Genomic DNA, 13,504 nt, shown 5'->3' on the forward strand with positions numbered 1-13,504 from the left:
GGCCATTCGGCCAGGGGGGCTTCTTGCGTCACGCATGCCGCGTGATTCACAGCGGGGGAGGCGACCGGGGATGTGCCCGCGTGCTCGCCTCGCAGCGACAACTGCTGTGCGACACGACTTGTCGCTGTGAGGCGGGCAAATGCCCCACCCCGGCCTTCCGGTGGCCGGAGTGACAGTTGGGACGCCGAGAGCAAGCTGCGGCGCTGATGCACCCTGGTGGTGAGAGAACGCATACCGGCGCGATCGGGCCCTGCCCGGCCCACAGGTATCGTGGGGCGGGTCATGGCCTACCTGGATCACGCCGCCACCACCCCGATGCACCCCGCCGCCGTCGAGGCGATGACGGCCGCGCTCGGCACCGTGGGCAACGCGTCGTCGCTGCACACCAGCGGGCGCGCGGCGCGGCGGCGGATCGAGGAATCCCGGGAGGTGATCGCGGAGCAGCTGGGTGCGCGCCCGTCCGAGGTGATCTTCACCGCCGGCGGCACCGAGAGCGACAACCTGGCAATCAAGGGGATCTACTGGGCCCGCCACGACACCGAGCCGCGCCACCGCCGCATCATCACCAGCGCCGTCGAACATCACGCGGTGCTGGATTCGGTGAACTGGCTCGTCGAACACGAAGGCGCCCAGGTGACCTGGCTGCCCACCACCGCCGACGGTTCGGTGTCGGCGGCCGCGCTGCGCGAGGCGCTGCAAAGCCATGACGATGTCGCGCTGGTGTCGGTGATGTGGGCCAACAACGAGGTCGGCACGATCATGCCGGTCGCCGAACTCGCCGCCGTTGCCGCCGAATTCGGCGTCCCGATGCACAGCGACGCCATCCAGGCGGTGGGACAGTTGCCGGTCGACTTCGCGGCCAGCGGGCTGTCGGCGATGAGCGTGGCCGCGCACAAGTTCGGCGGGCCGCCGGCGGTGGGCGCCCTGTTGCTGCGCCGCGACGTGTCCTGCGTGCCGCTGTCGCACGGTGGCGGGCAGGAGCGCGACATCCGTTCGGGCACACCGGATGTCGCAGGCGCGGTCGGGATGGCGGCGGCGGCCCGCATCGCGGTCGAGGGACTCGAACCCAACGCCGCGCGGCTGCGGGCGCTGCGCGATCGGCTGATCGAGGGCGTGCTGGCCGGCATCGACGACGTCAGCCTCAACGGCGCCCGCGACCCGTCCCCCGCAAGCGGGAGGTACCCCCAGCGGCTACCGGGCAACGCTCACTTCACGTTCCGCGGCTGCGAAGGCGACGCGCTGCTGATGCTGTTGGACGCCAACGGGATCGAGTGTTCGACCGGATCGGCCTGCACCGCCGGCGTCGCGCAGCCGTCGCACGTGCTGATCGCGATGGGGGTGGACGCGGCCAGCGCCCGCGGCTCGTTGCGACTCTCGTTGGGGCACACCAGCGTCGACGCCGACGTCGACGCCGTGCTGCGGGTGCTGCCCGGGTCGGTGGATCGCGCCCGACGGGCCGCGCTGGCCGCCGCGGGGGCGCCGTAAGTGAAGGTCCTCGCCGCGATGAGCGGCGGCGTCGACTCGTCGGTCGCCGCCGCCCGCATGGTCGACGCCGGGCACGACGTGGTCGGGGTGCACCTGGCGCTGTCGACGGCGCCGGGCACGTTGCGCACCGGGTCGCGCGGCTGCTGCTCCAAGGAAGACGCCTCCGATGCGCGCCGCGTCGCCGATGTGCTCGGAATCCCGTTCTACGTCTGGGATTTCGCGGAGCGGTTCGAAGCGGACGTCATCGACGATTTCGTCTCGTCCTATGCCCGCGGGGAGACGCCGAACCCCTGTGTGCGATGCAACCAGCGGATCAAGTTCTCGGCGCTGGCCGCCAAAGCCCTTGCGCTGGGCTTCGATTCGGTGGCCACCGGCCACTACGCCCGGTTGTCCGGGGGGCGGCTGCGCCGCGCCGTCGACCGGGACAAGGATCAGTCCTACGTGCTGGCCGTGTTGACCGCCGAACAGCTGCGGCATTCGGTGTTCCCGATCGGCGACACCCCCAAGCCGGCGATCCGCGCCGAGGCGGCCCGCCGCGGCCTGGCCGTCGCCGACAAACCGGACAGCCACGACATCTGCTTCATCCCGTCCGGCAACACCCGGGCCTTCCTCGGCGAGCGGATCGGGGTTCGCCGCGGCAACGTCGTCACCACCGACGGCGCCGTGCTGGCCACCCATGACGGGGTGCACGGCTTCACCGTCGGGCAGCGCAAGGGCCTTGGCATCGCCGGGCCGGGACCCGAAGGGCGCCCACGCTACGTGACGTCCATCGACGCCGAGACCGGCACGGTCCGGGTGGGCGGGGCGGCCGACCTCGACGTGCGCGGGCTGACCGGGCGGTCCCCGGTGTTCACCGCGGGGGTCGCGCCGGCGGCTCCGGTCGAGTGCGCGGTCCAGGTGCGCGCGCACGGCGAAACGGTGGGCGCGGTGGCCGAAGCGGTCGGCGACGAGCTCGTCGTGCGGTTGCGGGCCCCGCTGCGCGGGGTGGCGCGCGGCCAGACGCTGGTGTTGTACCGCCCGGACCCCGACGGCGACGAGGTGCTCGGCAGCGCCACCATCGCCGACACCTCGCGCTGACGTTCCAAGCATTTCTGGAGAATCCATCAAGCGCGCTCGCCGAACCTTTCGGTCATGAGCAGCAACCCCGTCGTTACCCGGGCGGCACCGCCCGCCCAGACCAACGCCCTGGTCGTCGCGGCCTTCGTGCTGAGCCTGATGGGCATGTACGCCAGCCCCGTCCTGAGCGCCGCCCTCGCCCTCCTCGGGCTGCGCCAGGCCGCGCGCCGCGAGGAGCGGGGCGCCGGCCTGGCGATCGCCGCCCTGGCGGTCTCCGCGGCCGTCACTGCCCTGCACGTCGCCGTGTGGATCCACTGCGGCCGGCCCAACTTCGAGCTGATGACCACCGCGCACTGGTGAACGGCTACCGCGGGATGTTGGCGGCGATGTTCGTCATCACGATGTCGGACACCGACTGCGGAAAGCCGCAGAACGTGACCTCCAGCAGGGCCACCGACAGCACCCGGTAGTCGCGGCCGCAGCCGCCGGGTCCCAGATGCAGCGAGTCGGGTCTGGCGGTCCAGTCGCCGACCAGCAGCCGGCCATCCGAGCCGCTCGCGCAGGTGCCGACGGTGTTCACCAGTGCGCCGAAGGCGCGCCGCGCGGTGTCGGTGTCGGGATAGGCGGCGGCGCCCTCGGAGATCAGGGCGCCGTCGGGCGGGTCCTGGAACGTGGTCTTGTGGAACTCCGCGACGTCGGGCCCGAACGTGGCCGTCACCGCGTAGAGGAACCGGCATTCGGCCGGTGTGCTCTCGGCGAGGGCGTCGATGTCCACCGGGCGGCTGCCGTCCATCGACGGGATGATCGTCAGGTGCTCGCCGGCGCCGGTGATCGCGCGCATCCGCGGCTGGTCCAGCAGGATGGCGTCGACGTTGACGCCCTGGACGGCCCTGGTGGCGGGGGCGAATCCCGCGACCGCGGTGCCGCCCACCACCCGGGTGCACGCCGCCGTCAGCAGCACCGCGCCGCACGCCCACAACAGCAGCGGCCGCCCCGTCTGTCGCGCCATGTGCCCCACCGTTTTCGCACCCTTCCCGGTTGAACCTACTCGCGTCCCACACCCCTGGCGACCGGCGTGCGGGGCTTCGTCGAATACGGTTGCCCGATGAGTGTTTTCGCCACCGCGAGCGGCGTCGGATCCTGGCCCGGCACGACCGCGCGGTCGGCCGCCGAGGTCGTCGTCGGCGAGCTCGGCGGCGCGCTGGCCCACCTCGTCGAGCTGCCCGCCCGCGGGGTGGGCGCCGACCTGCTCGGGCGGGCCGGCGCGCTGCTGGTCGACGTGGCCATCGACACGGTGCCGCGCGGCTACCGCATCGCCGCCCGGCCCGGCGCGGTGACACGGCGGGCCGTCAGCCTCCTCGACGAGGACATGGACGCGCTGGAGGAGGCCTGGGAGACGGCGGGGTTGCGCGGCGGCGGGCGGGCGGTCAAGGTGCAGGCGCCCGGCCCGATCACGCTGGCCGCCGGGCTGGAGCTGGCCAACGGGCACCGCGCCATCACCGACGCGGGAGCCGTGCGCGACTTGGCGGCGTCGCTGGCCGAAGGCGTCGCCGCCCATCGCGCGGCGCTGGCGCGCCGCCTCGACGCACCGGTCGTCGTGCAGTTCGACGAGCCGTCGCTGCCGGTGGCGCTGGGCGGGCAGCTGGTCGGCGTGACGGCGCTGACGCCGGTTGCCGCGCTCGACGAGGCGGTGGCCGGCGCGCTGCTCGACACCTGCGCCGAGGCCGTGGACGGGGATGCGGTGTTGCATTGCTGCGCCGCTGGTCTTCCGTGGGATCTGTTGCAGCGCAGTATGATTGGGGCCGTATCTGTGGACGCGGGCACGCTGCGGGCCGCCGACCTGGACGGCATCGCCGCGTTCGTGGAATCGGGTCGCGCCGTCATGCTCGGCGTGGTCGACGCGGGTGCACCGCCGCGGCGCCCGTCGGCCGAAGAGGTGGCCGCCGCGGTGGTCGCGGTGACCGACCGGCTCGGCTTCGCCCGCTCGGCGCTGGTCGATCGCATCGGGGTCACCCCGCGGTGCGGCCTGGCGGGGGCGACGCCGGAGTGGGCCCGCGCCGCGATCGGCCTCGCGCGCACGGCCGCCGAGGCGTTCGCGGAGGACCCGGACGCGATCTAGCGCATGATCGCGACACTGAACTCGTCGGCGTCCTTCGATAGCCTGCGGAGGTGACTTCACCGGAAGCCGACCCCGTTCCGCCCGAGGTGCGGCGGCAATGGCGGGAACTCGCCGACGAGGTCCGCGAACACCAGTTCCGCTACTACGTGCGCGACGCGCCGATCATCTCCGACGCGGAGTTCGACCGACTGCTGCGCAACCTCGACGCGCTCGAGCAGGAGCATCCCGAGCTGCGCACCCCCGATTCGCCCACCCAACTCGTCGGCGGCGCAGGCTTCGCCACCGACTTCACCGAGGCCGAGCACCTCGAGCGGATGCTGTCGCTCGACAACGTGTTCAGCGCCGAGGAATTCGAGCTGTGGGCCGCACGGGTGCGCGCCGAGGTCGGTGCCGAGGTGCCCTATCTGTGTGAGCTCAAGATCGACGGCGTCGCGCTGTCGCTGGTGTATCGCGGCGGCCGGCTGGTGCGGGCCGCGACCCGCGGCGACGGCCGCACCGGCGAGGACGTCACGCTGAATGCCCGCACCATCGACGACGTCCCCGAGCGGCTGACGGCCGGCGGCGACTACCCCATTCCCGACGTCCTCGAGGTGCGCGGCGAGGTGTTCTTCCGGCTCGCCGACTTCGAAGCGCTCAACGCGGCACTCGTGGAGGACGGCAAGAACCCGTTCGCCAACCCGCGCAACAGCGCCGCGGGATCGCTGCGGCAGAAGGATCCCGCGGTCACCGCGCGGCGCAAGCTGCGGATGATCTGCCACGGCATCGGACGCGCCGAGGGCTTTCGGCCGCCCACCCTGCACGACGCCTACCTGGCGCTGGGAGCGTGGGGCCTGCCCGTCTCCGAACACACCACCCGGGTGGAGAACGTGGCGGGCGCGCTCGAGCGCATTACCTACTGGGGCGAGCACCGCCACGACGTCGATCACGAAATCGACGGCGTGGTAGTCAAAGTCGACGATGTCGCGTTGCAGCGCCGGCTGGGATCCACCTCGCGGGCGCCGCGCTGGGCGATCGCCTACAAGTACCCGCCCCAGGAGGTGCAGACCAAGCTCCTCGACATCCGCGTCAACGTCGGCCGCACCGGGCGCGTCACCCCGTTCGCGTTCATGACCCCCGTCAAGGTCGCCGGGTCGACGGTGGGTTTGGCCACCCTGCACAACGCCGCCGAGGTCAAGCGCAAGGGCGTGCTGATCGGCGACACCGTGGTGATCCGCAAGGCCGGCGACGTCATTCCCGAGGTGCTGGGCCCGATCGTCGACCTGCGCGACGGCTCGGAGCGCGAATTCGTCATGCCCACAACGTGTCCCGAATGCGGCACCAAGCTCGCCCCCGCCAAGGAGGGCGACGCCGACATCCGGTGCCCCAACGCCCGCTCGTGCCCGGCGCAGTTGCGGGAGCGGGTGTTCCACGTCGCCGGCCGCGGCGCGCTGGACATCGAGGGGCTGGGCTACGAGGCCGGCATCGCCCTGCTGCAGGCCGGGGTGATCGCCGACGAGGGCGACCTGTTCACCCTCACCGAGGACGACCTGCTGCGCACCGAGCTGTTCACGACGAAGGCCGGCACGCTGTCGGCCAACGGCAACCGGCTGCTGGCCAATCTCGGTGCGGCCAAGGCGAAGCCGCTGTGGCGGGTGCTGGTGGCGTTGTCGATCCGGCACGTCGGCCCGACCGCGGCCCGGGCGCTGGCCACCGCGTTCGGCGACCTACGGGCGATCGAGGACGCCTCCACCGAGCAGCTCGCCGCGGTCGAGGGCGTCGGCCCGACGATCGCCGCCGCGGTCACCGAATGGTTCACCGTGGACTGGCACCGCGCGATCGTCGAGAAGTGGCGCGTGGCCGGGGTGCGCATGGCCGACGAACGCGACGCCAGCGTGGCGCGCACGCTGGAGGGCCTGACCATCGTGGTCACCGGCTCGCTGGCCGGCTTTTCGCGCGACGACGCCAAGGAGGCGATCGTGTCGCGCGGCGGCAAGGCGTCGGGCTCGGTGTCGAAGAAGACCGATTACGTCGTCGCCGGCGACGCGCCGGGCTCCAAATACGACAAGGCCGTCGAGCTGGGGGTGCCGATCCTCGACGAGGACGGGTTCCGAAAGTTGTTGGCCGACGGGCCTTCTGAAGCTGCGGAGTAAAGGCCGGGCGCTCAACGCAGCATGGTGGCCACGATGCCGGCCAGGTAGCCCAGGCGGGCCACCTCCGAGGGCCGGAACTCCGGGCCCGGACGGCCGAGCACCACGGCCGTGTGCGGGTCGCCCAGCGGCGCCGCGACCATCGTGGTGTCCATGTCGCGCCACGCCGGGGGAACCCACTCGGCCGTGCTGTCCAGCGTCGCCGGCCGTTCGATCGGCAGCCAGGGGGCGTCCGCCATGGTTTCCGGCGCGCCCCGGCTCGCGGCGAGGCGCTCCAGCTTGCCGTTCGAGTCGCGCAGCACCGTGCACCAGCTGACCCGCAGCACCTTGGGCGCCTCGTTGGCCAGGACCTGCAACTTGGCCGTGTTGCCGGAGGCCGCCGCGACGTGGTCGAGCAGCTCCAGCTCGCGGTGGGCCTCCAGCAGCCCGGTGTGCGGGCGCACGCTGTCCACGCGGACGCCGGGCAGCGACTCGGCCGCGGTGATCAGCCGGTCCGGCATCGCCCCCGGCGGCAGCTCGATGACCAGGTCGTCGATCGCGGAGCCCGAGCTGCGTTCCACGACGTCGAGCGACAGTATGTCGGCGCCCACCGAACCGAGCGCCACCGCCAGCGAGCCCAGGCTGCCCGGGCGGTCGGCGAGCTCGATGCGCAACAGATACGACGGCACGGCCAACACTGTTGCACAACCAGGTATCCGCGGCATTTCGCCGAGGCTGCGTTCGGGGCGCCCCCGGGCGCCCCACTAGGCTTTCTTGTCGTGTCTCAGATCTCCCGCGACGACGTGGCGCACCTGGCCCGGCTGGCCCGGCTGGCGCTGACCGAGGCCGAGCTGGACAGCTACGCCGGCCAGCTCGACGCCATCCTGACCCACGTCGGCCAGATCCAGGCCGTCGACGTCACCGGCGTCGAAGCCACCGACAACCCGCTGAAGGACGTCAACGTCACCCGCGCCGACGAGACGACGCCGTGCCTGACGCAGGCCGACGCGCTGGCGCAGGCACCCGAGGCCGTCGACGGCCGCTTCGCCGTGCCCCAGATCCTGGGGGACAGCCAGTGAACGAGATCGTCCGGTCCGACGCCGCGACGCTGGCCGCCCGGGTCGCCGCGGGGGAACTGTCGTCGACGGAGATCACCCGGGCCTGCCTGGACCAGATCGAGGCGACCGACGACCGCTACCACGCGTTTTTGCACGTGGCCGCCGACGAGGCGCTGGCGGCCGCGGGCGCCGTCGACAAGGCCGTCGCCGCCGGCGAGGTGCTGCCGTCGGGGCTGGCCGGGGTCCCGCTGGCGCTCAAGGACGTCTTCACCACGGTCGACATGCCCACCACCTGCGGGTCGAAGATCCTCGAGGGCTGGCGGTCGCCGTACGACGCGACCGTCACCGCGCGGCTGCGCGCCGCCGGCATCCCGATCCTGGGCAAGACCAACATGGACGAGTTCGCGATGGGCTCGTCGACGGAGAACTCGGCCTACGGCCCGACCCGCAACCCGTGGGACGTGGAGCGGGTGCCCGGCGGTTCCGGCGGCGGCAGCGCGGCGGCGCTGGCCGCGTTCCAGGCGCCGCTGGCCATCGGCACCGACACCGGTGGTTCCATCCGCCAGCCGGCCGCGCTGACCGCGACCGTCGGCGTCAAGCCCACCTACGGCACGGTGTCCCGCTACGGGCTGGTGGCCTGCGCGTCATCGCTGGACCAGGGCGGCCCCTGCGCGCGCACGGTGCTGGACACCGCCCTGCTGCACCAGGTGATCGCCGGGCACGACGGCCGCGACTCGACATCGGTGGACGCCGGGGTGCCCGACGTCGTCGGCGCCGCACGCGCCGGGGCGGCCGGCGACCTGAAAGGCGTGCGCGTCGGGGTGGTGCGCCAGCTTCGCGGCGAGGGCTACCAGCCCGGCGTGCTCGCGTCCTTCCAGGGCGCCGTCGAGCAGCTGACGGCGCTCGGCGCCGAGGTCAGCGAAGTCGACTGCCCCCACTTCGATCACGCGCTGGCCGCCTACTACCTGATCCTGCCGTCGGAGGTGTCGAGCAACCTGGCCCGCTTCGACGCCATGCGCTACGGGCTGCGCGTCGGCGACGACGGCAGCCACAGCGCCGAGGAGGTCATGGCGCTGACCCGCGCCGCCGGATTCGGCCCGGAAGTCAAGCGGCGCATCATGATTGGCACCTATGCGCTGTCAGCCGGTTATTACGACGCCTACTACAACCAGGCCCAGAAGGTGCGCACACTGATCGCCCGCGACCTCGACGAGGCCTACCAGTCGGTCGACGTGCTGGTGTCGCCGGCGACCCCGACCACCGCGTTCCGGCTGGGGGAGAAGGTCGACGATCCGCTGGCCATGTACCTGTTCGACCTGTGCACGCTGCCGCTGAACCTGGCCGGCCACTGCGGCATGTCGGTGCCGTCGGGGCTGTCGCCGGACGACAACCTGCCGGTGGGCCTGCAGATCATGGCGCCGGCGCTGGCCGACGATCGGCTCTACCGGGTGGGCGCGGCCTACGAGGCGGCCCGCGGGGAACTGCCGAGCGCGATCTGACTCGCGCGGTCGCTACGTCCAGAAATCGTTGAGCGGTGAGGCGTACATGTCGTTATCGGTGAGCGGAGGCAGCGCGAGCGGGTTCGGGCGCAAGGCGTCTTCGATGGTGGCCGTCAGGCTGTACTCGTTGTAGTACGAGTCGGTGACGAAGTGGCCGGATTGCATCCCGCCCGTCACGGCACCCTGGTTCGGGATGACGATCATCGGAACGTTGTTGCCCTGGTTGCCGAAGCCCAGTGACAAATTGTTGTTGTCCTCGTCCCACGTGATGATGATCGCGTCCTTCTGCGTCGGATCGGTCCACGTCGGCGAGTTCTGAATCGTCGATATCTGTTGCTGCAGAAATTGGTCGCCGGCCGCGACGTTGTACTGGTGGTTGGTGATCTGGGTGGCGAAGAACTTGGCGTAGTCGAGAGGCGAGCTGACGGGGCCTTCCATGTTGTTGTCTTCGTTGGCGGCGATCCACGTGAAATTCGCGAAACTGTTGGGGTGCTGCAGATCCGCGCTCAACTGCGTCAGCGGAAGCAGGTGTGCCTGCAGGTAGGCCGGGCTGTTGTTGTAGACGTAGCCGAACTGGGCGAACGGCAACTCGTCGACGGCGTAGTCACCCGACGACACGATGGCCCCAGGATAGGGCATGCTCTGCGCGTAGCCGGCCCACGTCACCCCTGAGGCATCCATTTCCTGCATCAGGCTGTTGGCGTTGATCGAGTTCGACACGGGGTTGTAGTCGATGCCGAAGTCCGATCCGCCCACCACCCGGATGTAATTGGGGTCGCTGGGATGGCCCAGCGCGAAGTAGTTGTTCGCGGACCCGTACGTGTTGATCAGCGCGTTGATGTAGGGCGCGTTGGGGCTGCCGACGATGTCGCCGAAGCCCTTGTTCTCCATGTAGATCAGGAATACGTGGTCCAGATGGCCGACGTTCGACACCGGCGGGGTGAGCGGCGCCGGTGTGAGGCCGGGATCGCCGACGGTGAACGACAGGTTGTCGGCGAAGGCGTTGTTGTAGTTGCCGAGGACCGGGTTGTGGTCGGCGAACGTCGCGGTCACCACGGCGGACCTGGTGCCCGCCGGGATCGTCCCGGAGACGTCTCGAGCCTGAAAACCGGTGATTCCCAGGCGATCCAGCGCCGTGACCGGCCCGATCGAGCCGGTCCCCAAAGCGACCCCGTTGCCGTTGAGGAAGGTGACGTTCACCGAGGCCGACGACGGGTCGATGAGATAACCGCCGAGCAGGCCACTCAGCGTGTACGGGACGGTGCCGGTGTCGATTCTCCCGGACGCGGTGGCGAGGTTGACGGTTTGGCTGAGCGTCGACGTGCCCACGGGTCCGCCGCCGGCGAAATTCTGCCCGCCGCCCGCGGATGTGCTGCCGGGGAAGCCCAAGCCAAGGACGTTCGGCAGCCTCGGGAGCTGAAGCGCGAACGGGAAGGGGTAGCCCCGCGCGGTGTTGTAGGAGATCACGGTCGGCGTGCCGGAGACCGTCCAGCCCGGAACGGTGACCGAGCTGTACCCCGAACCCGACGGGTCGGCCACTTCGAAGCCGGGGTTGACCAACAGGTTTTGGCTCATGGGCAACCCGGGGATGCCGGTTCGGCCCAGCAGGAGTCCGCCGGTCCCGACGGTACCGGGACCGCCCATCAGCCCGGGGGTCGCGGCGTTGCCGCCGTTGGCGCCGTTGCCGCCGTTGCCGATCAGGCCGGCGTTGCCGCCGCTCCCGGCGGTTCCGCCGGTGTAGGTCGAGGTTGCATCGGCGCCCGCCCCGCCGGGACCGCCGTTGCCCACCAGCGATCCGCCGCCGCCACCCTGGCCGCCCGGCCCGCCGGGGCCGGCTTGGGCGAATCCGCCGGGCCCGCCGGCCCCGCCGCCGCCGATGAAGACCGCGCTGCCGCCGGCCCCGCCCGGGCCGCCGGGGACCGGCCCCGCGGTTGTTGCCGCGCTGCCGCCGGGACCACCGGCTCCGCCGGAGCCCACCCACCCGGCGGCGCCCCCGATGCCGCCGGCGCCGCCACCGCCACCGGTGGCGCCCAGAACCGAGCCGCCGGCTCCACCGTTTCCGCCCGTGCCCTCGACCGCGCCGCCGACACCGCCGGGGCCGCCGGGGCCGCCGAAGCCGGAATAGCCGGACCCGCCGTCGCCGCCGGCCCCGGCCTGACCGAACAGCGGGCCGCCGCTGCCGCCGGCTCCGCCAGCACCTCCGGTCCCCCCGGTAGCTGCGGCTCCGCCGACCCCGCCGGTGCCGCCGCCGGCGCCGACCAGCCCGCTGAAAGGCCCGCCGGCGCCGCCGGTTCCGCCGGCGCCGGGGCGCAACCCGGCGACCGCCTGGCCGGGCAACCCCCCGGGCCCGCCCACCCCGCCGGAGCCGAATAACCCGCCGGCCCCGCCGGACCCGCCGCTACCGCCGGCGCCGTCGGGTCCCGCGGAGGTGCCGGAGCCGACCCCGCCGGCCCCGCCGGGGCCGCCACTGCCGAACACCGAGCCGCCGGCCCCGCCCATGCCGCCGGCCCTGCCGGGACCGGTCGCCCCGAACCCGCCGGCACCGCCGGCCCCGCCGGTGCCCAACAGCCCGGCGGCGCCGCCGGCCCCGCCGGGCACGCCGTTCGCGCCGGAACCCCCGGCCCCGCCGTCGCCGAGCAGCCACCCGCCGGGCGTCCCGGCGGCGCCGCTGCCCGCGGCGCCGGCGACGCCGTTGCCGATCAGCGGCCGCCCGGTCAGCGCGACGCTGGGCGTGTTGACCACGTCGAGCAGCGAAGCCGGCAACAACCCCCCGTTGACGCCGCTGGTGCCGGTGCCGCCGGCCGGCGCACCGAGACCGCCGATACCGCCGTTGCCCCCGATGCCGAGCAGCACGGCCCGGCCGCCGGCGCCGCCGGCGCCGCCGGCGAAGCCGGGAGCCCCCTGCGCGCCCGACCCGCCGGCCCCGCCGTCACCCGCCAGCAGGCCGCCGCTGCCGCCGGCCGCGCCGGCCCCGCCGGCCCCGGCCGCCGCGAACCCGCCGGCGCCCCCGACGCCGCCGAAACCGATCAGGAAAGCGTCGCCGCCGGCGCCACCCTGGCCGCCGGGGTTGATGCCGAAGGTGTCGCCGCCGGCTCCGCCGGCCCCGCCGGAGCCCAGGACGCCCGCGTGGCCGCCGGCCCCGCCGGGCCCGCCGGTCCCGAAAAAGCTGCTGCCGCCGGTGCCGCCGGTGCCGCCGTTACCGAGCAGCGCGCCGGCGGCGCCGCCGACTCCGCCGTGACCACCGCCGCCGGTGTAGCCTGCGCCGCCGGTGCCACCGGCCCCACCCGCCCCGGCCAGCGGGCCGCCGGCGCCGCCGGTTCCGCCCGCGCCGCCGGTGTTTCCGGCGCCGCCTGCCCCGCCGGTGCCACCACCGGCGCCGACCAGCCCGCCGAACAAGCCACCCGTCCCGCCGGTGCCGCCTGCCCCGCCGGTGCCGGTCGCCGAGATTCCGCCGGCGCCGCCGACCCCGCCGGCACCCAACAACCCGCCGTCGCCGCCGGCCCCACCGGCCCCGCCGGTTCCGGACGCGGCCCCCCCGCCGGGCCCGCCGGCCCCGCCGGTGCCCAGGAGCAATCCGCCGTGGCCGCCCGCACCGCCGACCGCGCCGGTTCCGCCGGACCCGCCGGCTCCGCCGGTGCCGATCAGTCCCGCCGGGCCGCCGGCTCCGCCGGGCATGCCCGCGGCGCCGGACCCGCCGGACCCGCCGTCACCGAGCAGCCAGCCGCCGGCCGTGCCCGGCGCCCCGGTGCCGGGGGCCCCGTTGGCGCCGTTGCCGATTAACGGGCGCCCGGTCGACGCCAGCACGGGACCGTTGATCGCGCCCAGCACGTCCTGTTCCCACAGCTGCAGCTGTTGCAGCAGCGGTACGTTCGCGGTCTCGGCGGACACGTACGCGGCCGCACTTCCGCTCAGCGCTTGGACGAACTGTTCGTGAAACAGCGACGCCTGGCCACTCAACGCCTGGAAAGCCTGCCCCTGGCTGCCGAACAACTGCGTGATCGCCGCCGATACCTCGTCGGCGGCCGGCGACGCGATGCTCGTGGTGGCCGGTCCCGCCGACGCCATGGCGGCTTTGATCGCCACTTCGATCCCGCTGAGGTCCGCCGACGCTGCGGCCAGAGCGTCAGGTGCTGCGATCAGGGCATTCGACATCCTCGACCCCCGACAAGTTCACGGCGGAAA

At 73.2% G+C, this 13,504-nt stretch carries 10 protein-coding genes and 1 pseudogene; 7 read left to right on the forward strand and 4 right to left on the reverse strand.

The features are described from left to right. The first annotated feature begins 282 nt into the window (after positions 1 to 282). The 3 genes from AC5Y43_RS06235 to AC5Y43_RS06245 are packed head-to-tail and all read left to right on the forward strand — an operon-like array spanning position 283 to position 2,901. Positions 283 to 1,485, forward strand: a complete 1,203-nt coding sequence (locus AC5Y43_RS06235; RefSeq protein WP_499970333.1) for a cysteine desulfurase family protein — start codon at positions 283 to 285, stop codon at positions 1,483 to 1,485. Next, positions 1,486 to 2,562 (forward strand): tRNA 2-thiouridine(34) synthase MnmA, encoded by a 1,077-nt coding sequence (mnmA, locus tag AC5Y43_RS06240; RefSeq protein WP_499970335.1) that lies wholly within the window; start codon positions 1,486 to 1,488, stop codon positions 2,560 to 2,562. It abuts the gene before it with no gap. 54 nt (positions 2,563 to 2,616) lie between these two features. Next, positions 2,617 to 2,901, forward strand: coding sequence for a hypothetical protein (locus AC5Y43_RS06245; protein ID WP_499970337.1), 285 nt, complete (start codon positions 2,617 to 2,619; stop codon positions 2,899 to 2,901). Positions 2,902 to 2,905: 4 nt separating this feature from the next. On the opposite strand, the gene AC5Y43_RS06250 is transcribed toward AC5Y43_RS06245, so the two are convergent. Next, entirely contained in the window at positions 2,906 to 3,550 is a 645-nt protein-coding gene (locus AC5Y43_RS06250; RefSeq protein WP_499970339.1) for a sensor domain-containing protein, read from the reverse strand. 96 nt (positions 3,551 to 3,646) lie between these two features. Here AC5Y43_RS06250 and AC5Y43_RS06255 point away from each other — a divergent pair, with 96 nt between their 5' ends. Together AC5Y43_RS06255 and ligA are read left to right on the forward strand one after the other, a co-directional pair. Then, positions 3,647 to 4,660 carry a uroporphyrinogen decarboxylase/cobalamine-independent methonine synthase family protein gene (locus AC5Y43_RS06255; protein WP_499970341.1) on the forward strand — a complete coding sequence of 338 codons (1,014 nt, stop codon included), beginning with the start codon at positions 3,647 to 3,649 and terminating at the stop codon, positions 4,658 to 4,660. 50 nt (positions 4,661 to 4,710) lie between these two features. Then, entirely contained in the window at positions 4,711 to 6,789 is a 2,079-nt protein-coding gene (gene ligA, locus AC5Y43_RS06260; protein WP_499970343.1) for an NAD-dependent DNA ligase LigA, read from the forward strand. A gap of 11 nt (positions 6,790 to 6,800) precedes the next feature. Here the strand turns inward: ligA and AC5Y43_RS06265 are convergent, their stop codons facing one another. Further along, positions 6,801 to 7,454 (reverse strand): ACT domain-containing protein, encoded by a 654-nt coding sequence (locus AC5Y43_RS06265; RefSeq protein WP_499970345.1) that lies wholly within the window; start codon positions 7,452 to 7,454, stop codon positions 6,801 to 6,803. 90 nt (positions 7,455 to 7,544) lie between these two features. Here AC5Y43_RS06265 and gatC point away from each other — a divergent pair, with 90 nt between their 5' ends. Together gatC and gatA are read left to right on the forward strand one after the other, a co-directional pair. Further along, on the forward strand, positions 7,545 to 7,844 hold the full coding sequence (gene gatC / locus AC5Y43_RS06270; protein WP_499970347.1) for an Asp-tRNA(Asn)/Glu-tRNA(Gln) amidotransferase subunit GatC: 300 nt from the start codon (positions 7,545 to 7,547) through the stop codon (positions 7,842 to 7,844). Next, entirely contained in the window at positions 7,841 to 9,322 is a 1,482-nt protein-coding gene (gene gatA / locus AC5Y43_RS06275; protein ID WP_499970349.1) for an Asp-tRNA(Asn)/Glu-tRNA(Gln) amidotransferase subunit GatA, read from the forward strand. The genes gatC and gatA overlap by 4 nt, the downstream gene beginning before the upstream one ends. Before the next feature lie 12 nt (positions 9,323 to 9,334). Here gatA and AC5Y43_RS06280 read toward each other — a convergent pair whose 3' ends face one another. Then, entirely contained in the window at positions 9,335 to 10,897 is a 1,563-nt protein-coding gene (locus AC5Y43_RS06280) for an alkaline phosphatase family protein (protein ID WP_499970504.1), read from the reverse strand. A gap of 9 nt (positions 10,898 to 10,906) precedes the next feature. After that, positions 10,907 to 13,474 (reverse strand): annotated as a pseudogene (locus tag AC5Y43_RS06285) (PE family protein); the annotation flags it as partial. Positions 13,475 to 13,504: the final 30 nt, after the last annotated feature.

The organism is Mycobacterium sp. NGS57 (genome assembly GCF_059812405.1).

Bases quoted from the DNA above. Each gene is read 5' to 3' on its own strand.
- AC5Y43_RS06235 (WP_499970333.1), top strand. From the start codon at position 283: ATGGCCTACCTGGATCACGCCGCCACCACCCCGATGCACCCCGCCGCC.
- AC5Y43_RS06245 (WP_499970337.1), top strand. From the start codon at position 2,617: ATGAGCAGCAACCCCGTCGTTACCCGGGCGGCACCGCCCGCCCAGACC.
- AC5Y43_RS06250 (WP_499970339.1), bottom strand. From the start codon at position 3,550: ATGGCGCGACAGACGGGGCGGCCGCTGCTGTTGTGGGCGTGCGGCGCG.
- AC5Y43_RS06255 (WP_499970341.1), top strand. From the start codon at position 3,647: ATGAGTGTTTTCGCCACCGCGAGCGGCGTCGGATCCTGGCCCGGCACG.
- AC5Y43_RS06280 (WP_499970504.1), bottom strand. From the start codon at position 10,897: ATGAGCCAAAACCTGTTGGTCAACCCCGGCTTCGAAGTGGCCGACCCG.